The organism is Niallia sp. Man26, assembly GCF_022049065.2.
In the GTDB taxonomy this organism is placed as follows: Bacteria; Bacillota; Bacilli; order Bacillales; family Cytobacillaceae; genus Niallia.
The window spans coordinates 515,195-539,674 of record NZ_CP095743.1; the positions used below are offsets into that span (position 1 = coordinate 515,195).

The window sequence follows — 24,480 nt, forward strand, 5'->3', positions numbered from 1 at the left end:
GTAATCAAACTGTAATGAAACAAAAAAGCAATAGTAATAAAAGATAGAAGAAATAAACTGTAAGATAGGTGGTTTTTATGGATAAAACATCATTAATTGGTATCATACTAGCAATCGTTGCAGTAGGGGTCGGAATGGTCTTCAAAGGGGTAAGTCCTTCCGTGCTTGCCAACCCAGCAGCCCTTCTGATTATCGTATTAGGGACTATAGCGGCAGTTGTCATCGCCTTCCCTACTAGTGAAATTAAAAAGGTTCCTAAATTATTTGGCATCATCTTTAAGGAACAAAAGGTTCCAGATACGAAGGAATTAATCCGCATGTTTTCTGAGTGGGCACAATTAGCTCGTAAAGAAGGTCTTTTGGCATTAGAATCAAAAACTGACGAAGTAGAAGACCCATTTTTGAAAAATGGCTTGTCTATGTCAGTAGACGGACAAAGTGCTGAGTATATTCGTGATGTTCTATCAGAAGAAATTGAAGCAATGGAAGAGCGCCATCAAGCTTCCGCATTAATCTTTACACAAGCAGGAACATATGCACCGACACTTGGAGTGCTTGGGGCCGTTATTGGTCTTATTGCTGCACTAGGTTATATGGATGATTCAGAAGGATTGGGACATGCAATTTCTGCTGCGTTCGTTGCAACAATGCTTGGTATCTTTACAGGGTACGTATTATGGCATCCATTTGCCAATAAGTTGAAAAGAAAATCAAAAATTGAAGCGAAACAAAAATATTTAATGATTGAAGGTATCCTTTCTATCCTAGAAGGGGAAGCACCACGTGTTATCGAACAAAAACTAGCATCTTATTTGCCGATTTCTGAAAGGAAAAAATTCCTAGAAGAACTGGAAGGCAGCGTGAGCGCTAATGAGTAAAAAAAGAAAGAAAAAGGAGCATCATGAGGAGCATGTAGACGAATCATGGCTTGTTCCATACGCAGATTTGCTGACACTACTGCTGGCATTGTTTATCGTTCTTTATGCAATGAGCTCTGTTGATCAGAAAAAGTTTGCTGCATTGGCAGAAGTTTTTAATCAAGAATTTCAAGCAGGTACTGGTATCTTTGAATATCCAAGTCCTACTCCTGTAGAAGTAGAAGAGAAGTCTGACTTAGATGAGAACAATAAAACCGAAGGTGACGCTGCAGAAGAAAAAACCTCTGCTAATAAAGAAGTGTCAGAAGAAGAGTTAACCGAAGCTCAGCAAAAGCAGGATCAAGAAGAATTGCAAGGTATTCAAGATAAAGTTAATAGTTATATAGAAAAGAACAATTTGGAGGACAAGCTGGAAACCTCGTTAACAGATGAAGGCCTGCTTGTTTCCATCAGAGATAATGTTCTGTTTGCCTCTGGTAGCGCCAATATCCGCGGAAAAGACGAACATCTAGTTTCCGAGATTTCTAAACTATTAGTTATGGAGCCGCCGAGAAGCATCATAGTCAGCGGACATACAGACGATGTGCCAATCAAAAATTCTGAATTTGATTCAAACTGGGATTTAAGTGTTTCAAGAGCAATCAATTTCATGAAGCTGTTAATGGATAATAACAAGCTGAACCCAAGTTCCTTTAGTGCAAAAGGCTATGGAGAATTCAAGCCAATTGCCAGCAATAAAACAGAAGAAGGAAGAGAAAAGAACAGACGTGTTGAAATCTTAATACAGCCGAGAACCGTTTCAGAAGACTAGAGATAGTCTTCTTTTTTTTGTGAAAAAACAGTGAATTGGAAAAATTAGAAATTAAGACTTGTTCTCTAATTAACAAAAGTTTATAATATAAACAAAAGTTTAAAAAGCTGATACATACTGTTCGGGGGTGAAAATATGAATGAAAAAGAGATTACCATTTTGCAGCTTATCCAAGAGAACCCTTTTCTAACACAAAATGAACTAGCAGAAAAAACAGGGTTATCCAGATCAGCGGTTGCCGGGTATATTTCTGCTTTAACACGTGAAGGAAAACTTCTTGGGCGTGCTTATGTTTTGCCGCAGAAAAAAGAAGTTATTTGCATTGGTGGAGCTAATATTGACAGGAAGATTCAAGTGGAGGAAAGAATTAAGTTTGGAACCTCCAACCCTGCCAGCACCAGTCAGTCCTGTGGCGGGGTTGCCCGGAATATTGCGGAGAATCTTGGCCGGCTTGGAATGGACAGCTCCTTATTGACTATGGTTGGAGCAGATCATGGCGGGGATTGGATCATCGATTATACGAAGCTCTATGCTGATATGAAGCCGACTATTATCTCAGAAGAGTATGCAACAGGCACTTACACTGCTCTTCTTGATGTAGAAGGGGAGATGACTGTCGCTTTAGCTGATATGTCGATATACGACAGTATGACACAAGACGTTATTGAAAAACGCTGGGGGCATATTGCGTCATCTGAATTGATTATATTAGACACTAATTTCCCTGCAGACGTGCTAGAGCAAATCATTGTCAGATGCAGGAAGGAAAATCTCCAGCTTTGTGTTACTCCAGTTTCTTCTCCTAAAGTGAAGAAGCTGCCAAGTGACTTAAGAGGGGTGACATGGCTGATTGCCAATAAGGACGAGGCAGAGGCATTGTCAGAAATGAAAATCTATGAAGAAGGAGACTTCTTTAAAGCAGCTGAAATCATCATGAAAAAGGGTGTTGAACGGGTTGTAATTACCCGTGGTGACAAGGGCTTAATATTCTTTACGAAGCTTGGAGAAGCCGGTGTTATTTTGCCGCCTCCTGTTGAGGTTGCAGATGTAACAGGTGCAGGAGATTCTTTAGTTGCCGGAATCATGTACTCGTATTTAAAAGGATTAAATACGGAAAACTCCTGTAAAATTGGGGTTGCCTGCTCATTAATGACACTGCAATCACATGAAACAGTCAACCCGTTATTAAATCAGAAGAAATTGCAAGACACGTTCAAAAAATACTTTGATTAAAGGAGATATTATAAATGAAAACAGAATGGCTAGAGTATTCAGTAGAGGTATTAGAAGCAAAGAAGAACAATAAAGCGATTGTAGCCCTTGAGTCGACAATCATTTCACATGGTATGCCTTATCCGCAAAATGTGGAGACAGCGAAAGAAGTAGAGGATATCATCCGCAAAAATGGAGCAGTTCCAGCAACGATTGCCATTATTGACGGAAAGATTAAAATCGGGCTTTCAGATGATGAAATTGAATTTTTGGCGAAAAGCGATGATATTGAGAAAGCAAGCAGAAGAGATTTGCCATATTTGATTGCCAATAAGAAAAATGGTGCAACTACTGTTGCTGCGACAATGATCTGTGCTGAGCTTGCCGGGATTGAAGTGTTCGTTACAGGAGGCATCGGGGGAGTCCACCGTGAGGCAGAACAGACAATGGACATATCTGCTGATTTGCAGGAATTGGCTCAAACAAGTGTGGCAGTTGTGTGTGCAGGAGCAAAGTCAATCCTTGATATCGGCTTGACACTTGAGTATTTAGAAACATTTGGTGTGCCGGTTGTTGGATATGGCACTGAAATATTGCCGGCATTCTATACAAGAACAAGCCCATTTAATGTAAACTTCCGTATTGATGAGCCAGGTTTGGCGGCTGACATGATTCGTACGAAATGGGAGCTTGGCTTAAAAGGCGGTGTGGTAATTGCTAATCCGATACCAGAAGAGGATGCAATGGAAGAATCCTATATAACGAACATCATTGAAACTGCATTGAATGAAGCAAAAACAAACGGCATCAGCGGGAAAAATGTTACACCATTCTTGCTTAGCAAAGTAAAGGAACTGACAGAAGGATCAAGTCTGACAGCTAATATCGCATTAGTGAAAAATAATGCTGAGGTCGGCTCTAAGATTGCTGTTGAACTAAATAAATAATAAATGACTGGCAAAAGGCTATATGGTGCTTTCTTTAACAGGGAAGCTTCCATATGCCTTTTTTTTTAGGAAACGATTCCAAAAGCCTTGTCATTAATCTGCAGATGTCTTCTTGAATTTAATGAATTCTAAGTAGCATGAGAATTCTTCCTTTGTAATTCCTTCTTTTATAGCATCTTCTACTAAATTAATCCATTCTGAATCTAAGTATTCCGCCCCGTTAGAATTTGTTTCGAGGAGTTCTTCCACATGAGTATCAAGCGTGGTAGCAAGCTTTGAAAGGACCTGTAAAGAGGGATTCTTTTGGATGCCTCGCTCAATATAACTCAAATAAGACTTCGAAACACCTGCACGGTCAGATAGCTCGTTAATGGAATAGCCTTTTTCTAACCGCAGTCTTTTTAGTGCAGCACCAACCATATAGAATAATCTCCTTATGTATTATTAAACACATTTTCATTATAACGAACGAATTGTTCAATAAAAAATACAAAAAAGCTAGCATTCACGAGAAAATTCGAGAAAAAGAACGATAACCGTTCTCTAAAGAGAAAAAATAGCGGATTTTAGAATTTTCCAAAATGAGATAATTGAACTATACTAAACTCATTGGTTCGATAAAAAGAACGAAAAATCATTTAAAAAGAACTAATTTTGTTCATTCATAAAGCATATATTTGAAACTAATAGGTTAGCAGGTGGATTATGTATAGAAAAAACTGCGATAAGTGCAACAGACCATCTTACAGCAGCGCAGAAAGAGGGGAATGGTTCTGTCCGGTGTGCAACAATGACCTGACAAAATACCCATTTTTTGATGCAATGACCTTTGAAAAAATTCATATTAATTACTCTTTTAAAAAAGTATTGTCGTCCTATAGAAACCAATATATTAAAAAAGAAACCAGAGGATTCATGGGGGAGTTCGACAAAATATAACAATTCCCCACAAAATTAACGTTATATTGTAATAAGAAAAGGTATTGTTGTAGAAAAAAGTAGAAAAATATTTGGTAAAATGTATAAATTTCTTACAAAATTTTGCACATATGAAAAAAGAAAAGATATATAATTAAATGCATAAAAGATTGAAGGGCAAACCAATTCGAAAGATTGGGACGCAAAGTCACGGGTCTAATGTTTCTGAACAATGACAGCCGGACTGCCAAAGTACAAAGAAAAGTATTTTTGGGAGAGGGGCATAATTAAGTGATTGAAGAAAAATTAATGGTAGAAGAACTAGACACAGAATGGATTCAGTTAATGAAGGAAGCTAAAAGTATCGGGCTGGACATACAAGATGTGCGCAATTTCATCCATAACGATTAAGAGATTGCTTAATTAATATAGTATCCTAATGAGAACTCTGTACACCCTAAAGACAATATGAATGCATTCATTTAACTGCGCTTATAATTATTATAATATTCAGAATATTTAAGGGCAAGAAAGTTATTTCTGCTCCCTTTAGGTGCATGTGTAAAATAAAAAAGACACAAAATATTTGTGTCTTTAAGTAATCTTATTTAAGCGAACTGTGAAAAGTTCTATTTTTTTTGTTCAATTCTCCATTTATTATACTCAAGGAATTCGCGAAACTCAGATTTGGAAACGCCTGAGTCCATTGCCTCTTTAACAATTTTCAGCCATTCTGAATCAAGATCATCTTTATTTTGCTGTTCATTAATTAGATGATCTACAGGAACATTAAAAACAGTAGCTATTTTTTCTAAAAACTGTATGGATGGATTTGACTGGAGATTCCGCTCCAAGGAACTTAAATAAGATTTTGCAACACCTGCTTGTTCAGCAAGTTCTGACAAGGACATTCTTTTTTCTAAGCGAAGTTTTTTTACACGATCACCGATCATACAGTCTCACACACCTTATCACTATATGTAATAATATCATAACAAATATAATCCAAAAGTTCCATATAAAGAACGAATTGTTCGATGGTTTTGTTAATATTACCAAAAAAAATTCATAAAATATACAATTATTCCTTATTTGCTGGTAATTTTAATGCTTCCACTTTTAATAAGAGCAGTGTTTATAAAGTGTCATCGTATCCAATACCCTGTTCTGTTAGCATTTAAACCTTTTTTTATTATTATTTTATTTTTTTCGTATTTAGACAAGCTCGTATAAAAAAGGTAGAATAAAGGCGAAGATAGAGGAAGATTTGAGCGATGGTGATAAGGATGAATAAATACCTAATTATATTTGAAGAAATAGAAACAGCAATTAGAAACGGCAGTTATGCCCCAAACAGCATATTACCTTCTGAGAATGAACTGGCTGAACGCTATAACACTTCACGCGAAACAATTCGCAAGGCGTTGAACATTCTTGCTCAGAAGGGATATATTCAGAAATTGCGCGGCAAAGGGTCGCTTGTCCTGGATATGCAGAAACTGCAATTCCCAATATCCGGTCTTGTAAGCTTTAAAGAACTAGCAGAGAAAATGGGCTCCAGTTCGGTGACACATATTGAAAGCTTTGAAAGAAAGAACCCGTCACCTGTTCTTCAAAAGGAAATGAACTTGAAGAAGGATGAATCCATTTGGGAAGTTTTACGTATAAGGGAAATTAATAAAGAAAAGATTATCCTGGATAAAGACTATATTATTGAAAAATTTGTACCAGGTCTGACAAAGGAAATATGCAGACGCTCTATTTTTGACTATATTGAAAAGGATTTAAAATTGAAAATCGGCTTTGCGAGAAAGGAATTCACGGTGGAAACACCTACTGAGGAGGATTATCGCCTTCTTGATTTAGAGGGGTTTCAGGCCATTGTGGTCGTTAAAAACTATATTTATTTTGAAAACGCTGCCCTTTTTCAATATACAGAATCCAGACACAGGCCAGATAAGTTTCGATTTGTAGATTTTGCAAGAAGAAATGAATAAAATTTATTAAAGGATGTTTTATCTTGTCCAATAAGGGAACTTTATCTCTGAAATCAAAAATAGAAGGAGATGTTCCCTATATGAGTAAAATTGCAACATTAATAACTAATATGTTCGAGGATTCAGAGTATACGGAGCCGGCAACATCCTTCAAGGAAGCTGGCCATGAAGTAGTAACAATTGAACTCGAGGCCGGCAAAACGGTGACAGGCAAACAGAACAAAGCTGAGGTTAAGATTGATAAAGGCATTGATGAGGTCTCTGCAGGTGATTTTGATGCTTTATTTATTCCTGGAGGATTTTCTCCTGACCAGCTGCGCGGTGATGATCGTGTTGTTGCGTTTACAAAAGAATTTATGGACAGCAAAAAGCCAGTATTTGCAATCTGCCATGGTCCGCAGCTGTTAATCACAGCAAAGACATTAGAGGGCAGAAATGCTACCGGGTATAAATCTATCAAAGTCGATATGGAATATGCTGGTGCAACATATAAGGATGAAGAAGTTGTTGTATGTGGCGGACAGCTTGTAACAAGCAGAACGCCAGAAGATATTCCTGCTTTCACAAGAGAATCATTAAAGCTGCTCGAAAAATAAAGGTTTTTTAAAAAAGTGCCTGTTAGTTTACTAGCAGGCATTTTTTTTCGTTTTTGCTTATAATCTTGATAAAGATATGCAATAAAGAAAATAATAACATGCAACTAAAAAAGGAGAATATAATTCATGATTGTACTGAAGTCAATGAGAGAAATCGAAAAGATGAAAGCGGCTGGCCGAATTTTAGCTGCCTGTCATAAAGAGATTGCAAAAATGATAAAGCCTGGGATTACTACAATGGAGATAGAAAAGTTTGTTGAGGGTTTCTTAAAGGAAAGAGGTGCTACGCCTGAGCAAAAGGGCTATCGTGATTACCCTTATGCCATTTGTGCAAGCATTAATGATGAGGTTTGTCACGGATTTCCTAGAGAGGAGGAGCTAAAGTCTGGTGATATTATCACAGTTGATATGGTTGTGAATTTACATGGAGGCTTGGCTGATTCTGCGTGGACATATAAGGTTGGAACAGTATCTGATGAAACGGAAAAGCTGCTGGAAGTTACAAAAAAGGCTTTGTATATTGGAATTGAGCAAGCGAAGATTGGCAACAGGATTGGTGATATTGGCGCTAGCATTCAACAATATGCAGAAGAAGAGGGATACTCTGTTGTAAGAGATTTCATCGGCCATGGTATTGGTGCTGTTATTCACGAAAAACCTGAGGTGCCTCATTTTGGCGAGAAAGGTAAAGGACCGCGAATTAAAGAAGGCATGGTTTTCACCATAGAGCCAATGATTAATATCGGAGCATATCCTGTCAAAATGGACGCAAATGGCTGGACTGCCCGGACAAAAGATGGTACATACTCCGCACAATATGAACATACAATAGCCATAACGAAGGACGGGCCGATTATCCTGACAGACCAGGAAGAAGGTATATAAAAAAGAGAAGGATAGCCTTCTCTTTTATTTTTTGCGGAGATTTCCCAATTCTTCTGCTAATGCTTGCATTTCATTCGGGCTGAAGGAATCTCTTTTCATGATATGATCATAAATTTCCTTCAGTTCTGTATACATTTCTTCATCGAAATGTGTTGGTTTAATCGCTCCAAGGTTCAGTACTTTCAGTTTTTCTTTTATTTGTTCAATCATGTATTCCACATTTTCAGTCGATTTAACATCTAAATTCAAAAGATATCTCTCCTTTATGCAGGCCTTGATTCATATTTAATCTATGTCCCACTTTTTTTTCTATCTTTTCATGTGTAAAGAGAAATGTCAATTTAATTTTGCCTTTTCAATTGGAAGTAAATTACGATAAGCTAAAAACAAAACATCTAAATGAAATGATGTATGTTCTAAATAAGTTGGAGGGAAAATAGGATGGAAGTTCGTGTGTTATTTATTTGCTTAGGAAATATTTGCAGATCACCAATGGCAGAGGCAGTATTTCGGGATCTTGTAAAAAAAGAAAATTTGCAGGACAGCATTACATGCGATTCAGCAGGAACTGGTGGATGGCATATAGGTAATCCGCCGCATAGAGGTACAAGGGAGATTCTAAAAAAGAATCTAATAAGTGATGCAGGAATACTAGCAAGGCAGCTTCATACAGCTGATTTGGAAAGCTTTGATTATTTAATAGCGATGGATAACAGCAATCGTGAAAATATCAGGCTTCTAAATGAGCAGCTCGAGGAAAATAAAGTTCATTTGTTGATGGATTTTGCCGAAATTCGGGTATATGATGAAGTGCCTGACCCTTATTATACAGGCAATTTCGATGAGGTATTCCAGATGGTAACGGTGGGCTGTCAAGGCTTGCTTCAGGATATTAGAAGTAAATACCATTTGTGATTGCCGCTAACTTTTAAAAGGAAGGAAGATGCATAATGGCACAGCTTAGCTTAGTAAAAGGACTTTTATTGGGCGGTTTGATAGGAGCTTCGTTGAGTATGCTTGATAAACGGACAAGGAAGGCTTCCATGTACAATATGAAGCGCTTAACGACTTCAATCACTGACTTTGACACGATGTCTTCGAGCATTACAGAAACTTCTGAGAAGGTGAAGCAAACAGCAGAGAAGGTCTCCAATGATGTGGCTTTCATTTTGGATAAGGTAGAAGAATTGAAAGAAGTTACACCGACAATTGCAAGCATTGTGAAAGAAACGAAGGAAGCATTTACTACTGATGGTACTCAGGAAGAGTACAAGCCACAAGGTTTGACTTCCAGCACGCAGTATTTGCCGCAGTATACACACTAAACAGCTTATATGCCTAGTGAGGGGATAAATGCTGATAAAAGGTTTGTCCTTGCATGAAGTAGGGGAAAAGAACATTATTAGCTAAACCGATATATAGGCAGGTGGAGTTTTATGGGAGAGGCAATGGGCTTTGTTAAGCAGCTGGCAGTAAAAATAAAAAATGATGATGTATTTGATTTAGCGGCACAGCTCGCATATTACTTTTTGCTGTCGATCTTTCCGCTGATCATTTTCATGATGACGTTATTGCCGTATTTACCTATCACAAAGGATGATTTATTAAACTTAATTTCAACCTTTGCTCCAGGGGAAAGTATGGATATTATTGAAACAAACCTGGAGCAGGTTCTGAACAGAAATGGGACATTGCTGTCCTTTGGTATCATCGCAACAATCTGGTCTGCTTCAAATGGTTTAAATGCTATTATCAAGGCATTTAATAAAGCTTATGAAGTAGAAGAAACACGTTCCTTTATCGTTGCAAGAGCGATGTCTGTTGTACTGACATTAGGTATGATTGCTGTAGTGGTTATTGCACTGCTGCTGCCAGTATTCGGCGAACAGATAGGAGTGTTTTTATTTTCTCAGTTTAGTTTATCGGATGAGTTTTTAAGTGTTTGGCGAGCACTGCGATTTTTAGTGACTCCAGTAATTTTATTCATTGTATTTTTAGCATTATATTGGGTTGCACCAAATAAGAAAATCACTTGTGTGAGTGCTGTTCCAGGCGCTATTTTTGCATCAGTGGGCTGGGTTGCAGTTTCATTAGGCTTTTCTTTTTATGTAGGCAACTTCGGTAATTATTCGGCAACATATGGCGGGATTGGCGCCATCATTGTATTGATGATCTGGTTTTATTTGACAGGCATCATTATTATTATCGGCGGTATCGTTAATGCCATTTTCACAAGCCGTAAAAAGAAGCCTTGCTAAACTTGGCATACTTTACAGTGCTAACCGGTTTTTACCTATCATAAAAGCTGTTCGTCATCACACACTAAGCTTGGGGAAACTATTACTGAAGAGGTGATAACGAATGGGCAAAAAGACTAAACAAAACAGTAAAAGTAAGCCGAAGCATAAAACATCTGGTTCTTCAAATGGACAAAATGGTTATCACTAAATAAGTAAAGGCAGCCAATTGGCTGCCTTTTTTTAGCCTCTTAAAAGACGGAGGCTGTTTAATATAACAAGAATGGTGCTGCCTTCATGGCCAATCACCCCAAATGGAAGGTCTACTGCTTGAAGAAGATTTGATATTACAAGCAGCATAATTACAGATATCGAAAATATAATGTTCTGATTAATTATAGCATTCATTCGTTTTGACAATTTTATCGCTTCAGCAATCTTTGGCAAGTCATTTTTCATTAAGACAATGTCAGCTGTTTCAAGGGCAACATCTGTGCCGCCACCCATGGCGATACCAACATTTGCTGTCGCTAATGCCGGGGCATCATTGATGCCGTCACCGACCATCGCCACAATCGGATAACGCTCCTTAAGGTTTTTTATATGACTAACCTTTTGTTCAGGAAGGCATTCTGCAATATATTCCTGAACATGGCTTTCTTTGGCGATTGTATTCGCTGTTCTTTCATTGTCACCTGTAAGCATGATAGTATGAATTTGATAGTCCTTTAATAATTGAATGGCAGCTTTAGCCTCTGTGCGGACAATATCCTTTAAGGCGATGCAAGCGATAATCTCATCTCCAGCTTTGACGAACACAACGGTTTTCCCACTCTCTGACAACTGATTAAAAAGAGTAGGGTTAAAGCTTAGAGCACTGTCTTGACCAACAAATTCTGCCTTCCCGATTTTCCATTCTTTATCGTCTAGTTGTGCAGTTACACCAAAGCCAGACAGATTTTGAACACTATCAAGCGTAAGGAGCGGCTTATTGATGGTTGCGGCAGCTTTTTCGACAATTGCTTTTGCAAGCGGATGAGTAGAGTGATTTTCAATACTTGCAGCATACAAAAGAATTTCTTCCTCGGAATATCCTTGTTTAACGTGGATATCTGTTACTGTAGGCATTCCTTTTGTAAGTGTTCCAGTTTTATCAAAGGCAATAGCCTGCACTGCACCTAAAGTTTCTAAATGAATGCCGCCTTTAAATAATATTCCGTTTCGTGCTCCGTTAGATATAGCGGATAAAGTAGCTGGCATGATGCTTGCAACAAGGGCGCAAGGGGATGCGACCACAAGAAGAATCATTGCTCTGTAAAATGTTTCATTCCAGCTCCAGCCTAGTACGAAATGAGGCAGGAACATCATAATAACAACAATGCTCAAAACGACCTTAACATAAGTGCCCTCAAACTTTTCAATAAATGCTTGCGAAGGAGACTTTTCACTCTGCGCTGACTGAACTAGAGCGATAATCTTTTGAAAGAGTGTCTCATGTGCATTTTTCGTAATTTCTACTGTGATAGAGCCGCTTATATTCACTGTTCCCGCAAAAACCTCATCAGAGCTGTCTTTTATAACAGGCAGTGATTCCCCCGTAATTGCCGCTTCATCAATAGAAGTTGTTCCAGATAATATTCTTCCATCAGCCGGCACTCTTTCACCTGGTTTAATCAATATTCTGTCATGGATGGAGAGTTCAGCGACAGGAATTAATTCTGTTGTACCGTCAGTATTTAATTTCCAGGCTTTTTCAGGCTGTAGATCCATCAATGCAGATATTTCTTTATGACTTTTATTCATCGTGTATGTTTCCAGTGCTCCGCTAACTGCAAAAATAAAGATAAGAATGGCACCCTCTGTCCAATAGCCAATTATCGCAGAACCAACTGCAGCAAAAACCATCAGCATTTCCACATTTAATTCCTTATTGGCAATGGTTTCTTCAATGCCTTCTTTTGCTTTAGCAAAACCGCCGATAATAAAGGCGAGCACATAGGAGATAACAGATAATGTTTGTTCCTCCTGATGGGCCATAAACCACCCAGTTAAAATGAGTAGACCGCTTATACCTGCCGCAATTAGTTCAAGATGCGGCATAATCTTTTCGGAAAATAGGGAAGGTGATTCAGAACCCTTATGTGCAAGTGGTTTCGTTTCCGTCAACATATTTATTCCTCCTTTAGTTTTATCATCTGTACATGAGAAAGATAATCAGCTTCATTACCCTTAAAAAACACGAAAGCTGCCACCTGTATAGGTGACAGCAAAATTTATGCAGGCTCTCATATAGAAAAATAGAGGTTCCTGCTGTTCGTTACTATTTAGTTATTCCTATCCTAACATAAAACGGAAGCACTTGGTATACTTTTGCCTTAATTTGGGACTGAATTTACTTCTTTCTGGATTTTCTGACTGCCAGAAATAAAGATGATTAAGCCTAGGATTAATAGCATTATGCTTATGACGATGAAATAGCTAAGATGATTCACATATTCTATAAATAGTCCGCCTAGATAAGGGCCTGTCAGACTGCCGATGCTGAATGCCATCCCGCACAAAAGATTTCCTGTCGGCAATAAACTCGACGGAACTAAATCAGTCATATAGCTGACACCCAAAGAGAAGGTAGAGCCTACTGCCATACCTGCGGCAAACAGACAGATAGCGAGACCAATAAAGGTATGTTCCACCATGCTTGCTGTCAGGAAGCAGGCAAAGCCGACAAAAAGGATTGTAACTAAAGTTCTTCTTCTGCCAAAACTATCACTTAAAATACCAAGGGGAAACGAAACACAATCGCCCCTATCGCAAAGCAGGTTAATAAAATAGAGATTTCAGAAACCTCGAAATTTAGTCTGAGTCCGTAAACAGGAAAACTTGAATTTAGGCTTGATTCCAGAAAACCATATGCAAGCGGTGGAAGAAAAGCAGCCCAGGCATATTTTAAAGCAGCAGAAAAACGGGAAATCGTCTCTTTGAAGTTATTAGCTTCAGCTGTCTGCTCAGGGAAATCGTTCTTTAAAAACAAAGTGAAAATCCACGCTGTGAAACAAAGAGCAGATGAAAGCATAAAAGGAAATGCTTCATTTACTTTCACTAATGGTGTCATTAGTGGTCCTACAGCGAATCCAATTCCAAAGAAAACTCCATATAAGGAAATATTCCTGCCTCTGTTCTTTTCAGAGGATACAGTAGTGATCCATGTTTGTGTAGCGAAATGGAGAGAGTGGTCGCCAATGCCGATAAATAGACGCAGTAAAAACCAAAACCAGAATGTTTTCCATAGTGGAAACAAAGCCAAGGAAATAATGACGAGCAATCCGCCGAAAACGATAGCTGGTTTGTACCCGTATTTGCGAAGCGGGTATTCCATAAATGGTGAGATGAGCAGGATGCCGATATATAAGCCTATCGCATTTAATCCATTCATGCTGGAGGACAGGCCGTCATTTTCAAAGATGACAGCAATCAGCGGAAGCAGCATTCCTTGACTAAAGCCAGAGATGGAGACAATGCTGATTAAAATCGCAAATTTATTTTTAGTCATTATGTAAAATACTCCTTATGGTGGTAGAAAAAATTTAGTATCCCTAAATGATGGTAACTTAAAAAGGGAAGTATTGGCAACAAGAAAATTATCCCTATAATGAAGAAAAAGCTGCCGCAGAATTTGCGGCAGCTTTCTTATCTTATTACAGCTCTAAAACCTCTGCTTTAGAACTAGAATCAGCGAAATAGCGGATTTTTTGCGGCTTCAAGTGGAGCAGCACATAATTTGGATCATCTGGACCGCCCAGCCATTTGCTAAGCTTGTCACTCCAATATTTTTCTTTTTTCTCTTTAGAATCTTCAATTGTAGCTGTTGCCTCAATTTCACAGTAGGCACCAGAAAATCCAGCATCCTGAACACCAAGCAGTATATGGACATTAGGGTTTTGGCCGAGATCATCGACTTTATGTGTTTCCTTATTCGTTGCTGTATAAAGAGTCAATTCATCGTGAAAGAACAGCATAAACCGGCTGTACGGCTTATCGTCTTGTATGGTTGCCAATGTGCCTATTTTGTGATTATCGAGCAGTTCCAGTATTTTTGATTGTAATGCGTCATTCATTATAAAAAAACTCCTTTCCATTCTTAGTTAGTATGGGTGGTTTGTCTATATTTTATATACCCTATTATCTATTGAAAAAAGCTGATTTTGTTGGTATATTATGGAATGGTTTAGATAAAGCTGAAATATATTGGTCTGTAATGCGGATTATAAAGGAGTATTACAGCCTAAAAAGAGGAGAAGTTTTTAAAAAATGTTTAGGAAATTTATAAACAGGGGAATGTTAATTGTTAAAAATAAAAGGAGTGGGGAAAATGGTGAATAAAATCTTTACCGTGGCAGTCCTCATCGGCGTTCCAATATCTATTATTGGTTCTTTGCTGCACTGGCCGAGTATTGTAATGTTTATCGTGTACTGTCTAACAATCATTGCCCTCTCTAGCTTTATGGGAAGAGCAACTGAAAGTTTAGCAATTGTCGCTGGACCGAGAATCGGCGGGCTGTTGAATGCCACGTTTGGAAACGCAGTCGAACTGATTATTGCAATTTTTGCTTTGAGAGAAGGACTGACAGAGGTTGTTTTAGCTTCCTTAACAGGATCCGTTCTTGGAAACCTGCTTCTTGTTGCAGGGCTGTCATTCTTTATTGGGGGCCTTAAGTACAAGGTCCAAACATATAATGTGTTTGATGCAAGACATAATTCTGGCTTGCTGATGTTTGCTGTTATCGTAGCCTTTGTTATTCCAGAGGTCTTCTCCGTATCAATGGATGACTCAGAAACCTTAACGTTAAGTGTGGGAATTTCCATTATCCTTATTTTGTTATATTTAGCAGCACTATTCTTTAAGCTTGTTACACACAGGGGAGTATACCAATCTGAGAACAAAGAAGGTACAGAAAGCAGCCATCATGAGGAGCCTGAGTGGACCGTGAAGCGCAGTGTCCTAATACTTGCACTTGCCACATTAGCGGTAGCCTATATCTCTGAAAATCTTGTACATACATTTGAGATTGTAGCTGAATCATTCGGATGGTCAGAGCTGTTTATCGGGATTATTATTGTCGCGATTGTCGGAAACGCGGCAGAGCATGCTTCGGCAGTGCTTATGGCGTATAAAAATAAGATGGACATCTCTGTTGAAATCGCAATCGGTTCAACCTTACAGGTTGCGATGTTTGTGGCACCGGTGCTTGTACTGCTGTCCCTTTTATTCCCGACAAACTTGTCCCTTGTTTTTAGCCTTCCAGAATTAGTATCCATGGCATCAGCTGTACTGCTCATGATTATTATATCGAATGACGGAGAAACAAACTGGTTTGAAGGAGCAACATTGCTTGCTGCCTACTTGATTATGGGAGTAGGATTCTACTTGTTGTAAGTTTTTTCGCCCTAAATAAACAGAAAACCCGTCCAGCTTTCTTTACAGCTGGACGGGTTTTTTTAGAAGGCATTCTCCTTTAAGTTTAAATGAAAAGATAAGTATATAATTGTGTGCTTATGTGTTCTTGGACAAAATCAAGTCGCTTCCATTAAGACCACCACCAATTCTTTTTAAGTAGACAATACTGTACTTACTAAACTGATGCTTTGCCAAAAATGGTCTATCCTCCTTTTGTAATAAGCGATTTGATTAGCTGCCCTCCTTTTGTTTGATAAGCTTAGTATAATATAAATTTAAATAAATGTAAATATTCTGATAATTTATTTTTTACATTTTTGTACAAGTTTGCTGTGACGTGGGCATAAGTATAAAAGACGAGCATTAAAACGGGAGGGGAGTTAGGAGAATGGCGATGGTTTACCGCAGTCTTTTTTATGGTATCGGACTATTGATTTTGTCATTCGGCGCGACATTGACAATCAAGGCAAACTTAGGGGCAGGGCCATGGGATGCTTTAAATGTAGGCTTGTCAGCATTGTTAGGTTTGACAATTGGCAGCTGGATAGTTATTATCGGCATCTTGCTGATATTTGTCAATGCACTTCTATTGATGAGAAAACCTGAGCTGCTGTCATTATTCACTGTGTTCATTTTAGGTTTTTTCGTAGATTTTTGGATGGCGCATCTTACGAATGTCTTTAATTATTTTCTTTTCCTTAATCAGCTGCTTCTGCTTATTGCTGGACTCGCTATTATCGGCTTAGGGATTGCTACCTATTTGCAGGCAAGCTTTCCGCTGAATCCGATTGATGAGTTCATGGTCAGCCTGCAAGAGCGATTTGGACTTAATATCATGGCTTCCAAGCTGATCGGCGAGGTTTTGGCATTAGTATTTGCTTTTTTAGTCAACGGACCAATTGGGGTCGGGACAGTGATTATTGCTCTTGGAATCGGACCTGCCATTCAAGTGTTTCATCCGCTTTGCTGTGGAATAATGGACAAATTAGCGCTTAAATAAAGATATGCAAAAAATTGTTTTTGACAGGAAGCATAATCTAGGCGAACTCCGAAAAAAATAACAGTAAATATTACTGTTATGTTTGAAAGGAGTTCTTTAATTTGTTGAAACGAATTGGTATTATTCTACTAGCTTTTCTAATGATGCTGCCTAACATTGCGCCAGCATTTGCAGAAAAACCGAAAGACAAGCAAGATATGCCAAAATCAAAACTGGTTGCCATTCCGAATTCAGCTATGAACATCACAAAGGAAAACACATATCCGAATCCTTCGCAGGACTTGCCGAAGCTGCAGCCGAGTGAGCTGACACAGACGCTTATTGATTCTTCAAGGGTGAAAATTGAAAATCCTGACTTAATTCGCATGCTGAATGAGACAACGGTCAACAGCACACCATTTGCGATAGGATATAAGGCGATTGTCTATTTGGGTCAATGGCCATTAAATTATGAATCAACAGAAACAGCCCCTAACTGGGAGTATCAAAAGATAAACACAAACTTTTATGACAACAGAGGCGGAAAAGCGCCATATCAAATACACTATGTGCAAGAGTCTCAGAAAATCATCAGAGGCGGCCTGACTGCAAAAATTCCGAATGCAGAGGAAGTCAAAAAAATGATGATGCTCAAAGCAATGCAGAACTCCGGGCTGCCGCTTGCTTTTGAAACAGTGATAGGAACTGGCACGAAAAAAGACCAGATTTATAATATTCCTGCCAAAAGATTAGGCTATTTATATGGATACGCACCTGCTGTGAATGAAAAAGGAAAGGTCACTTATGGAGAAGTGTATTTAATGCTGAAGGGCGGAAAGAAATCAATTGTCGTTAAAAATGTAACGTCCCAAGGTATTGGTGCATGGATTCCAGTTCAAGATCATGTTTCCTTCGGATTTGTGGCCAGCGAAAAGCCGAAATAAAAAAAGTGAGCAGCATTAGTTCAGACTAATTAGCTGCTCACTTTTTTAACGTTGAATTAATGCTGCTTTTTTCGAGAAATCAATATCTCGGTAATAGCTGTTTTTAACAAGCACATTTGGACCTAAACATTGCACACTTGGGCAGTGGCAGTTAAGGGAAGATGCTAAATCTGTTGCCAGCCATTTTTGGAATATATCTTCCAGGTTATCTGTTTGAATATTACCTAATGGTGGTGTATCCCCAAAGTCTGTAACGATAACATCTCCTGAGAAGATATTAACATTCAGACGGGAACGGCCGTCAGGATCGTTGCGGACAGTAACATTTTTACTTGCATACAGGCGTTTCAGCAGCTCTTGATCTTCTTTTGTACTGCTGCATGGATAAAATGGCAGTGTTCCAAACAGCATCCAGACATTTTCATCTCTTATGTCTAGCAAGTGATGGATGCTTTGACGCATTTCCTCCAGTGTTAATGTTTCCATCGTTGAAGCGAAATCAGATGGATACATTGGATGTATTTCATGGCGTTGGCATTTCATCTCATCAACAATTTGACGGTGAATATGCTCTAAGTAAGGAAGTGTCTGTTTATTCAGCATCGTTTCTGCAGAAACGACCACACCTGCTTCCACTAATGCCCTGCTGTTAGTAATGATATTTTTGAAAAGTTTGCCTCTTTGTTCGTAAGACGGCTTTCTTGCCATCATCGCAAAGCCTCGTTCAGCAAACTCCTCTTCCGTACCCCAGTTATGAGATATATGCAAAACATCTAAATATGGAATGATTGGTTCATATCTGTCAAGACCTAGTGTCAGATTGGAGTTAATCTGTGTCTTTACACCTCTGCTATGGGCATATTTGAACAGCGGAACAACATAGTTTTCGACAGATCTGCGGCTCATCATCGGCTCACCGCCTGTGATGCTCATAGAGCGGAGATGAGGAATCTCATCAAGTCTCTTTAAAAGCAGATCAATCGGCAATGCATTCGGGTCTTTCGGCTGAAGGGTGTAGCCGACAGCACAATGCTCACAGCGCATATTACATAATGTTGTTGTCGTAAATTCTATATTGGAGAGTGTCAGCCCTCCATGCTGAGTTATATCCATATAAGCTTCCCAAGGATCATTCTTAGGGTTTACAATCGGATTTTTTTGAGAAATCATGATATTGCTCCTTTAAAAAAATTGCGAAATAAAGCGCCCGCTTGTTTAAGTATTCATTAGACGGGAAAAGACAAGTAATGATAATAAAAAGGGAGATGATCTTATGTCTAATGAAAACAAGGGAAACAGTAAACTATTGGCTGGAATCGTCATTGGAAGTGTCATTGGGACAACATTATCCCTCATGGACCGTACAACAAGGACAAATGCTAAGGTGAAAGTGAAGCAGTGGAAGGAATCAACCAACCAGCTTGTGCATGAGCTGAGAGAAAACCCTAGTCAGGTAAAGCAAGATACTAGTGAAAAACTGCATTATTTAAGTGATACAATGCGAGAGGTTATGAATGACAGCCAAACAATGTTTCAGCATATTCAAAACACAATCAATGCAAGGACACAAGATTTAAAAGAAATAGCAGGCGATTTCAAGCAGCTTTACTTTCAATCGAAACGCCAATATCAGTCTATCCAACATAAATTGCAACAGACAAAAGAACAGATTGGCATGAACGGAAACTCATCCAGTGACAATCAGCTGTTGCCAGTAGTCGCACAGGACCACTCCCTGATGGAAAGGGAAAAGGCTACCCTATAATTATGTGAGCAGACGCACGTATAGTATAGTTTAACATAAAAAAAGTCACCTATAATGCCTATAGGTGACTTTTTTTAGAAAGGAAAGAGAAGCACAGGTGTAAAATCAGCGGAATTGAGCAAACATATAGAATAGAGGAAAAAGATTGCCGGAAGCTAATATTTTCGGTACGATGGATATGAGAGTGAAAGGAGAGATTTTTGTTGGGCAGTTCGATTACAGACAAAAATGAACAAGTTGATTTTTTAAAAACGAGATTAAATATGTTTCTTGATGTATTGGATGCGATTGATCCAGAAGAAGCGGAGCTTGAGGATATTGACCGCTTGATTGAAATGATTGACGATATTGAATCGAAATGCAATGAATTTAAACATAGAGACATTTAATTAGCGAAGAGCTCCAGTTGGGGCTTTTTTTGTTAGTATTTATGTAAACGATTTCAGTACACTGTTCACAAACTCCGATGTAAGAGTATAATTTAAGAGAAAGATCGTTAAAAGGGTTGAGGGGGAGAAAATTAGTGAATATCAAGAATTTAAAAACAAGCATTTATCAGTTGATTGAAGAAACATCCACAAATCTTCCAAAAGATGTCCGCCGCGCTATTAAAAAGGCAGCGCTAAGGGAAAACGCAGGAACAAGATCGGCAATGAGCCTTGATACAATTCAAGCCAATATAGGCATGGCAGATATGGAAGTATCGCCCATTTGCCAGGATACCGGTCTGCCTACCTTTAAAATTAAGACACCAGTCGGTACAAATCAGCTTGAAATAAAAGCTGTAATCTATGAGTGCATGGAATTGGCGACACAAAGGGGGAAGCTTCGCCCGAATTCTGTTGATTCACTGACAGGAGATAACAGCGGCAACAACCTAGGAGCAGGAACGCCTGTTATTAAGTTTGAACAATGGGAAAAAGACTACATAGACATTGGCCTTATTCTTAAAGGTGGAGGCTGTGAAAACAAGAATATCCAGTACAGCCTGCCTTGTGAGCTTGATGGTCTTGGCCGAGCTGGCAGAGACTTGGACGGTATCCGTAAATGCATCCTCCATTCTGTTTACCAGGCCCAAGGGCAAGGCTGCAGTGCAGGCTTTATCGGTGTCGGCATCGGCGGCGACCGCTCAAGCGGCTATGATCTGGCTAAGGAGCAGCTTTTCCGTTCCGTAGATGATATCAATGAAAACGCAGAGCTTGCAGCCTTAGAAGAGTATATTTTGGAAAATGCTAATAAGCTTGGAATCGGTACGATGGGGTTTGGCGGTGAAACAACCTTGCTTGGCTGCAAGATTGGTGTGATGAACCGTATTCCAGCAAGTTTCTTTGTCTCTGTCGCTTATAACTGCTGGGCATTCCGCCGCTTAGGAATTAAGATTGACGCCATATCAGGCAGTATACTTGCGTGGAAATATGATGATGGAGAGAAAATAAACTTTGCAGGCAAACAAGAAGCTGATTCACAAGAAGAGGATAAAGTTATTAAGCTGACAGCACCAATAACAGAAGCAAAAATCCGTTCCTTAAAGGTCGGCGATGTAGTTGAAATCAGCGGAATGATGTATACAGGCAGAGATGCAATCCATAAATATTTGAGCACAAACGATTCACCAATTGATTTAAATGGACAAATTATCTATCATTGCGGTCCGGTTATGCTTAAAAGTGAAGATGATGTATGGCATGTAAAGGCAGCAGGACCAACAACGAGTATTCGTGAAGAGCCGTATCAAGGCGATATTATGAAAAAATTCGGCATCCGCGCTGTTATGGGTAAAGGCGGAATGGGTCCCAAAACCTTAAAAGCATTAGGCGAGCATGGCGGTGTTTATTTAAATGCAATCGGCGGAGCTGCTCAATATTACGCTGACTGCATTAAGTCTGTTCAAGGTGTTGATCTGATGCAATTCGGCATACCGGAAGCAATGTGGCATCTTCAAGTCGAAAATTTCCGTGCCGTTGTAACAATGGATTCACACGGCAATTCCTTGCACGAGGATATAGAGAAGTCATCATTGGAAAAACTTTCTCAGTTCAAGGAAGCTGTCTATAGTTGATTGTTTAATTTACCAATCATACTCCCTCTGTCACAACAAATAATAAGCTTAGATAGCTTATAAAGGAGGGAGAAAGGTGAAGCAGTTTAAACTAATATGTGCTTTTTTTGCATTATTTATGCTAGTACAGCATCCTGTGCTGGCGAACGTTTCCAACCAGCCTCAGCATTGGGGCTTCAAAAAATCAAGCAATGAGCAGCCGGCAGAAGCAGGGCAGCCGCTTGATCAACTTCTCCAGAAATATGGAGCATTTTATAAGGACAGCCCCGATGAGAAGGTATTGTACTTAACTTTTGATAATGGCTATGAAAATGGCTATACAGGGAAAATCCTTGATGTGCTGAAAAAAGAAAAGGTACCAGCAACCTTCTTCGTAACAGGACATTACTTACAAAGCGCCACAGATTTGGTGAAACGAATGGCTGATGAAGGGCATATTATCGGGAATCACTCGTACCATCATCCTGATTTCACACAAGTATCTGATTCTAGACTAAAAGAGGAACTGGATAAGGTGGCGAAAGAAACAGAAGAGATTACAGGCAAAAAAGGGATGCAATACTTACGGCCTCCCCGCGGTGTATTTAGTGAACGTACTTTGAAGCTTGCTAAAGATCTCGGCTATACACAAGTGTTCTGGTCTTTAGCGTTTGTTGACTGGAAAACCGATCAGCAAAGGGGCTGGCAATACAGCTACGACAATATGATGAAGCAGGCGCATCCTGGCTGCATAATGCTTTTGCATACTGTATCAAAAGATAATGCAGATGCGTTAGAAGCTGCGATTAAAGACTTAAAGAAAAGAGGCTATACTTTTAAAAGCCTTGATGACTTTATGGAAAAGCAGCAAAAAGCTAAAGAGAAAAGTCCGAATTAAATCGGGCTTTTTTCTTTTTTTGTAAAGATTAGTTAATGCATAGAACTTCCACATATATCCATGCTATAATGAGTGGAAAACAGAACAGGTGATTCTATTGCATATTCTTCCAGTTGCAGGACCATATAATTTTGATCTTGTGTTAAGCCGATTAGCGTTAGATCCGTTGCAGCAAATAGATTTTCAGGAGAGGTCTGTTAAAGTTCCGCTTGTTATTGGTCAAAAGCAAATGGTTACAACTGTAAAAGCGATTGGCACAACAGAGAAGCCAGCATTCCAAATAGAAGGCTATACGGACGAATTTGAAGAGAGTGTTATTCGAGAGCTGACGCGGATTTTTCAATGGGAAAGCTCTCTTATCGAGGTGCATGAACATTTCCAGCACACACAATTACACGAGCTGTTTAACAGCCATTTCGGAACACCGCTTGTCCTTGATTTCCATCCATATAACTGTCTTGTGAAGTGCATTATCCATCAGCAGCTTAATTTAAAGTTTGCCCATATATTGACAGAAAGATTTGTGAAAACATATGGATTTGAAAAAGACGGAGCATGGTTTTACCCGGAACCAGAACGTGTTGCCAGCCTTACAGTGGCAAACTTAAGAGAGCTGCAATTCAGTACAAGAAAAGCTGAATACATCATTGATATTTCGAAGGAGATTGCTTTAGGAAGACTGAATATAGAGAGTCTGCATGATAAAACAGAGGAAGAAATTATGAAAGAACTGATAGTGTACAGAGGAATTGGGCAATGGACAATTCAAAATGTGCTTCTGTTTGGGCTAGGAAGGAAAAATCTGTTCCCGATTGCAGATATCGGCATCCAAAATTCCTTAAAAAAGCTGCTTGGCTTAAAGGCCAAGCCGACAAAAGAGCAAATGGAGGCAATGATTCCGGCTTGGGAGCCATATTTAAGCTATGCTTCTTTATATTTATGGCGAAGTATTGAATGATTTCATGAAACCAACGGATAAGCCTTTACGTCTATAAAATTAGACAAACATGATTATGCTAACACATGTATTGTGCAATTCGGGAATATATTATATAAAGGAAGAGAAAAAAATCTTGTGAAAAATGGAGACATTTATGAACTATGGAGGAAAAGCGCTTTTTAATGGCGTAAAGTTTCATTCAAAAAATGTTAGTGTTAAATCAATCCGAAAAGATGGCAAGATTACGACAACCCACCAAATAAAGGGGAGGGAAGAAGAGGATATAGATGACTTTGATATCGATAAATATTTAAAAAGAGTGCCGATAGTCAGAGGTATGTGGTTTTTCATCACATCATTCCTTGATACATGGAAGTCGTTTTTGTCTATATTAGCTTTTGGGTTTACGTTTCTTTTTGTCATGTCCAAAGGAAGCTGGTCAATCGGAGGTTTAAGTGCAGCAGAGATCGAAACAGCAGTTATACTACTTATAATTTTATACTTACTGATCTACAAGCTCACACCGCTCGGAAAGTACCATGCTGCCGAACATATGGCAGCCAACTGTTTTAATAGAAGAGAAGACCTTACATTAAAAAATGTGCAAAGCCAGTCCCGCATCAGTGAAGACTGCCATTTGAATCTTGTCATTTTTATTGCGCTCTTCAGTGTAACGGTTTGGCTTATTCCCTATTCTAATCAAATCGACGGTATTGTTGTGTTTTTCGTTGTACTGGCACTTGCATATGAGCTGTACATCATCCGAAACAAGCATGTGAAGAAGCTGTTGAGACCGATTTATTTTATCGGATATGGTCTGCAGTACCTTCTTTTCACAACGAAACCTGCCGCAGAACATCTTGAAACAGCTATTCAGTCACTAAAGAAAATGGCTGCACTCCAAGAAAGCATGGACAAAGAGGAAGCCGCTAAGAAGGGAACTGAAATAGTGTTTCATCCAGCTAAATAAAAATGAAAAC

General features: G+C 38.9%; 26 protein-coding genes, 1 pseudogene and 1 riboswitch. Of the genes and pseudogenes, 20 read left to right on the forward strand and 7 right to left on the reverse strand.

What is annotated here, in order from left to right; genetic code table 11:
• Positions 1 to 77 precede the first annotated feature (77 nt).
• The 4 genes from motA to L8T27_RS02635 all read left to right on the forward strand — a co-directional run bounded on the left by motA (position 78) and on the right by L8T27_RS02635 (position 3,848).
• Entirely contained in the window at positions 78 to 878 is an 801-nt protein-coding gene (gene motA, locus L8T27_RS02620) for a flagellar motor stator protein MotA (protein WP_192486526.1), read from the forward strand.
• Positions 871 to 1,689 carry a flagellar motor protein MotB gene (gene motB / locus L8T27_RS02625; protein ID WP_237940679.1) on the forward strand — a complete coding sequence of 273 codons (819 nt, stop codon included), beginning with the start codon at positions 871 to 873 and terminating at the stop codon, positions 1,687 to 1,689. The genes motA and motB overlap by 8 nt, the downstream gene beginning before the upstream one ends.
• Before the next feature lie 135 nt (positions 1,690 to 1,824).
• A complete protein-coding gene (locus L8T27_RS02630) occupies positions 1,825 to 2,922 on the forward strand; it encodes a carbohydrate kinase (RefSeq protein ID WP_192486524.1) in 1,098 nt (365 codons plus the stop codon).
• Positions 2,923 to 2,936: 14 nt separating this feature from the next.
• Positions 2,937 to 3,848 carry a pseudouridine-5'-phosphate glycosidase gene (locus tag L8T27_RS02635; protein WP_192486523.1) on the forward strand — a complete coding sequence of 304 codons (912 nt, stop codon included), beginning with the start codon at positions 2,937 to 2,939 and terminating at the stop codon, positions 3,846 to 3,848.
• Between the two features lie 93 nt (positions 3,849 to 3,941).
• Here the strand turns inward: L8T27_RS02635 and L8T27_RS02640 are convergent, their stop codons facing one another.
• Positions 3,942 to 4,268 carry a helix-turn-helix domain-containing protein gene (locus L8T27_RS02640; RefSeq protein WP_233316312.1) on the reverse strand — a complete coding sequence of 109 codons (327 nt, stop codon included), beginning with the start codon at positions 4,266 to 4,268 and terminating at the stop codon, positions 3,942 to 3,944.
• Positions 4,269 to 4,932: 664 nt separating this feature from the next.
• A riboswitch (cyclic di-GMP riboswitch) is annotated at positions 4,933 to 5,018 on the forward strand.
• A 39-nt stretch (positions 5,019 to 5,057) separates the two neighbouring features.
• Between L8T27_RS02640 and L8T27_RS02645 the strand changes: the two genes are divergently transcribed.
• Positions 5,058 to 5,177, forward strand: a complete 120-nt coding sequence (locus tag L8T27_RS02645; RefSeq protein ID WP_311315909.1) for an anti-repressor SinI family protein — start codon at positions 5,058 to 5,060, stop codon at positions 5,175 to 5,177.
• A gap of 218 nt (positions 5,178 to 5,395) precedes the next feature.
• On the opposite strand, the gene L8T27_RS02650 is transcribed toward L8T27_RS02645, so the two are convergent.
• Entirely contained in the window at positions 5,396 to 5,719 is a 324-nt protein-coding gene (locus L8T27_RS02650) for a helix-turn-helix domain-containing protein (RefSeq protein WP_233316313.1), read from the reverse strand.
• Positions 5,720 to 6,052: 333 nt separating this feature from the next.
• Here L8T27_RS02650 and treR point away from each other — a divergent pair, with 333 nt between their 5' ends.
• From treR to map, 3 genes are all read left to right on the forward strand, one after another.
• A complete protein-coding gene (treR, locus tag L8T27_RS02655) occupies positions 6,053 to 6,763 on the forward strand; it encodes a trehalose operon repressor (RefSeq protein ID WP_237940681.1) in 711 nt (236 codons plus the stop codon).
• 80 nt (positions 6,764 to 6,843) lie between these two features.
• Positions 6,844 to 7,359 carry a type 1 glutamine amidotransferase domain-containing protein gene (locus tag L8T27_RS02660; protein ID WP_237940683.1) on the forward strand — a complete coding sequence of 172 codons (516 nt, stop codon included), beginning with the start codon at positions 6,844 to 6,846 and terminating at the stop codon, positions 7,357 to 7,359.
• 126 nt (positions 7,360 to 7,485) lie between these two features.
• Complete coding sequence (map, locus tag L8T27_RS02665; RefSeq protein ID WP_233316316.1) at positions 7,486 to 8,244, forward strand: type I methionyl aminopeptidase; 759 nt, start codon at positions 7,486 to 7,488, stop codon at positions 8,242 to 8,244.
• 24 nt (positions 8,245 to 8,268) lie between these two features.
• Here the strand turns inward: map and L8T27_RS02670 are convergent, their stop codons facing one another.
• Positions 8,269 to 8,493, reverse strand: a complete 225-nt coding sequence (locus tag L8T27_RS02670; protein ID WP_233316317.1) for a DUF1128 domain-containing protein — start codon at positions 8,491 to 8,493, stop codon at positions 8,269 to 8,271.
• Between the two features lie 192 nt (positions 8,494 to 8,685).
• On the opposite strand from L8T27_RS02670, the gene L8T27_RS02675 reads away from it, so the two are divergent.
• The 3 genes from L8T27_RS02675 (at position 8,686) to L8T27_RS02685 (ending at position 10,502) form a co-directional block, all read left to right on the forward strand.
• Entirely contained in the window at positions 8,686 to 9,159 is a 474-nt protein-coding gene (locus L8T27_RS02675) for a low molecular weight protein-tyrosine-phosphatase (RefSeq protein WP_233316318.1), read from the forward strand.
• Between the two features lie 35 nt (positions 9,160 to 9,194).
• Complete coding sequence (locus tag L8T27_RS02680) at positions 9,195 to 9,569, forward strand: YtxH domain-containing protein (RefSeq protein WP_233316319.1); 375 nt, start codon at positions 9,195 to 9,197, stop codon at positions 9,567 to 9,569.
• 111 nt (positions 9,570 to 9,680) lie between these two features.
• A complete protein-coding gene (locus L8T27_RS02685) occupies positions 9,681 to 10,502 on the forward strand; it encodes a YihY/virulence factor BrkB family protein (protein ID WP_233316320.1) in 822 nt (273 codons plus the stop codon).
• Positions 10,503 to 10,724: 222 nt separating this feature from the next.
• Here L8T27_RS02685 and L8T27_RS02690 read toward each other — a convergent pair whose 3' ends face one another.
• The 3 genes and pseudogenes from L8T27_RS02690 to L8T27_RS02700 all read right to left on the reverse strand — a co-directional run bounded on the left by L8T27_RS02690 (position 10,725) and on the right by L8T27_RS02700 (position 14,596).
• The gene (locus tag L8T27_RS02690) at positions 10,725 to 12,650 is read right to left on the reverse strand and encodes a heavy metal translocating P-type ATPase (RefSeq protein WP_282581414.1); all 1,926 of its coding nucleotides are present in this window, start codon (positions 12,648 to 12,650) and stop codon (positions 10,725 to 10,727) included.
• 206 nt (positions 12,651 to 12,856) lie between these two features.
• A pseudogene (locus tag L8T27_RS02695) lies at positions 12,857 to 14,031 on the reverse strand (MFS transporter).
• Positions 14,032 to 14,176: 145 nt separating this feature from the next.
• Complete coding sequence (locus L8T27_RS02700) at positions 14,177 to 14,596, reverse strand: pyridoxamine 5'-phosphate oxidase family protein (RefSeq protein ID WP_197974718.1); 420 nt, start codon at positions 14,594 to 14,596, stop codon at positions 14,177 to 14,179.
• A gap of 254 nt (positions 14,597 to 14,850) precedes the next feature.
• Between L8T27_RS02700 and cax the strand changes: the two genes are divergently transcribed.
• The 3 genes from cax to L8T27_RS02715 all read left to right on the forward strand — a co-directional run bounded on the left by cax (position 14,851) and on the right by L8T27_RS02715 (position 17,859).
• Entirely contained in the window at positions 14,851 to 15,915 is a 1,065-nt protein-coding gene (gene cax / locus L8T27_RS02705; RefSeq protein WP_192486428.1) for a calcium/proton exchanger, read from the forward strand.
• A gap of 409 nt (positions 15,916 to 16,324) precedes the next feature.
• On the forward strand, positions 16,325 to 16,936 hold the full coding sequence (locus L8T27_RS02710; RefSeq protein WP_192486427.1) for a YczE/YyaS/YitT family protein: 612 nt from the start codon (positions 16,325 to 16,327) through the stop codon (positions 16,934 to 16,936).
• A 197-nt stretch (positions 16,937 to 17,133) separates the two neighbouring features.
• A complete protein-coding gene (locus tag L8T27_RS02715) occupies positions 17,134 to 17,859 on the forward strand; it encodes a YfkD famly protein (RefSeq protein ID WP_396953811.1) in 726 nt (241 codons plus the stop codon).
• Positions 17,860 to 17,904: 45 nt separating this feature from the next.
• On the opposite strand, the gene yfkAB is transcribed toward L8T27_RS02715, so the two are convergent.
• A complete protein-coding gene (yfkAB, locus tag L8T27_RS02720; protein WP_192486426.1) occupies positions 17,905 to 19,029 on the reverse strand; it encodes a radical SAM/CxCxxxxC motif protein YfkAB in 1,125 nt (374 codons plus the stop codon).
• Positions 19,030 to 19,132: 103 nt separating this feature from the next.
• On the opposite strand from yfkAB, the gene L8T27_RS02725 reads away from it, so the two are divergent.
• From L8T27_RS02725 to L8T27_RS02750, 6 genes are all read left to right on the forward strand, one after another.
• Positions 19,133 to 19,624: a YtxH domain-containing protein gene (locus L8T27_RS02725; protein ID WP_237940685.1), complete on the forward strand. Its 492-nt coding sequence runs from the start codon at positions 19,133 to 19,135 to the stop codon at positions 19,622 to 19,624.
• A gap of 203 nt (positions 19,625 to 19,827) precedes the next feature.
• Positions 19,828 to 20,013 (forward strand): SE1561 family protein, encoded by a 186-nt coding sequence (locus tag L8T27_RS02730; protein ID WP_192486424.1) that lies wholly within the window; start codon positions 19,828 to 19,830, stop codon positions 20,011 to 20,013.
• Between the two features lie 134 nt (positions 20,014 to 20,147).
• Positions 20,148 to 21,683, forward strand: a complete 1,536-nt coding sequence (locus L8T27_RS02735) for a fumarate hydratase (protein ID WP_282581415.1) — start codon at positions 20,148 to 20,150, stop codon at positions 21,681 to 21,683.
• 118 nt (positions 21,684 to 21,801) lie between these two features.
• On the forward strand, positions 21,802 to 22,560 hold the full coding sequence (gene pdaA, locus L8T27_RS02740) for a delta-lactam-biosynthetic de-N-acetylase (RefSeq protein ID WP_237942223.1): 759 nt from the start codon (positions 21,802 to 21,804) through the stop codon (positions 22,558 to 22,560).
• Positions 22,561 to 22,657: 97 nt separating this feature from the next.
• The gene (locus L8T27_RS02745; protein ID WP_237940687.1) at positions 22,658 to 23,518 is read left to right on the forward strand and encodes a DNA-3-methyladenine glycosylase family protein; all 861 of its coding nucleotides are present in this window, start codon (positions 22,658 to 22,660) and stop codon (positions 23,516 to 23,518) included.
• Positions 23,519 to 23,654: 136 nt separating this feature from the next.
• A complete protein-coding gene (locus L8T27_RS02750) occupies positions 23,655 to 24,470 on the forward strand; it encodes a DUF1385 domain-containing protein (RefSeq protein ID WP_248574468.1) in 816 nt (271 codons plus the stop codon).
• Positions 24,471 to 24,480: the final 10 nt, after the last annotated feature.

Bases quoted from the DNA above. Each gene is read 5' to 3' on its own strand.
- motA (WP_192486526.1), top strand. From the start codon at position 78: ATGGATAAAACATCATTAATTGGTATCATACTAGCAATCGTTGCAGTA.
- motB (WP_237940679.1), top strand. From the start codon at position 871: ATGAGTAAAAAAAGAAAGAAAAAGGAGCATCATGAGGAGCATGTAGAC.
- L8T27_RS02630 (WP_192486524.1), top strand. From the start codon at position 1,825: ATGAATGAAAAAGAGATTACCATTTTGCAGCTTATCCAAGAGAACCCT.
- L8T27_RS02635 (WP_192486523.1), top strand. From the start codon at position 2,937: ATGAAAACAGAATGGCTAGAGTATTCAGTAGAGGTATTAGAAGCAAAG.
- L8T27_RS02640 (WP_233316312.1), bottom strand. From the start codon at position 4,268: ATGGTTGGTGCTGCACTAAAAAGACTGCGGTTAGAAAAAGGCTATTCC.
- L8T27_RS02650 (WP_233316313.1), bottom strand. From the start codon at position 5,719: ATGATCGGTGATCGTGTAAAAAAACTTCGCTTAGAAAAAAGAATGTCC.
- treR (WP_237940681.1), top strand. From the start codon at position 6,053: ATGAATAAATACCTAATTATATTTGAAGAAATAGAAACAGCAATTAGA.
- L8T27_RS02660 (WP_237940683.1), top strand. From the start codon at position 6,844: ATGAGTAAAATTGCAACATTAATAACTAATATGTTCGAGGATTCAGAG.
- map (WP_233316316.1), top strand. From the start codon at position 7,486: ATGATTGTACTGAAGTCAATGAGAGAAATCGAAAAGATGAAAGCGGCT.
- L8T27_RS02675 (WP_233316318.1), top strand. From the start codon at position 8,686: ATGGAAGTTCGTGTGTTATTTATTTGCTTAGGAAATATTTGCAGATCA.
- L8T27_RS02680 (WP_233316319.1), top strand. From the start codon at position 9,195: ATGGCACAGCTTAGCTTAGTAAAAGGACTTTTATTGGGCGGTTTGATA.
- L8T27_RS02685 (WP_233316320.1), top strand. From the start codon at position 9,681: ATGGGAGAGGCAATGGGCTTTGTTAAGCAGCTGGCAGTAAAAATAAAA.
- L8T27_RS02690 (WP_282581414.1), bottom strand. From the start codon at position 12,650: ATGTTGACGGAAACGAAACCACTTGCACATAAGGGTTCTGAATCACCT.
- L8T27_RS02700 (WP_197974718.1), bottom strand. From the start codon at position 14,596: ATGAATGACGCATTACAATCAAAAATACTGGAACTGCTCGATAATCAC.
- cax (WP_192486428.1), top strand. From the start codon at position 14,851: ATGGTGAATAAAATCTTTACCGTGGCAGTCCTCATCGGCGTTCCAATA.
- L8T27_RS02710 (WP_192486427.1), top strand. From the start codon at position 16,325: ATGGCGATGGTTTACCGCAGTCTTTTTTATGGTATCGGACTATTGATT.
- L8T27_RS02715 (WP_396953811.1), top strand. From the start codon at position 17,134: ATGCCAAAATCAAAACTGGTTGCCATTCCGAATTCAGCTATGAACATC.
- yfkAB (WP_192486426.1), bottom strand. From the start codon at position 19,029: ATGATTTCTCAAAAAAATCCGATTGTAAACCCTAAGAATGATCCTTGG.
- L8T27_RS02725 (WP_237940685.1), top strand. From the start codon at position 19,133: ATGTCTAATGAAAACAAGGGAAACAGTAAACTATTGGCTGGAATCGTC.
- pdaA (WP_237942223.1), top strand. From the start codon at position 21,802: ATGCTAGTACAGCATCCTGTGCTGGCGAACGTTTCCAACCAGCCTCAG.
- L8T27_RS02750 (WP_248574468.1), top strand. From the start codon at position 23,655: ATGAACTATGGAGGAAAAGCGCTTTTTAATGGCGTAAAGTTTCATTCA.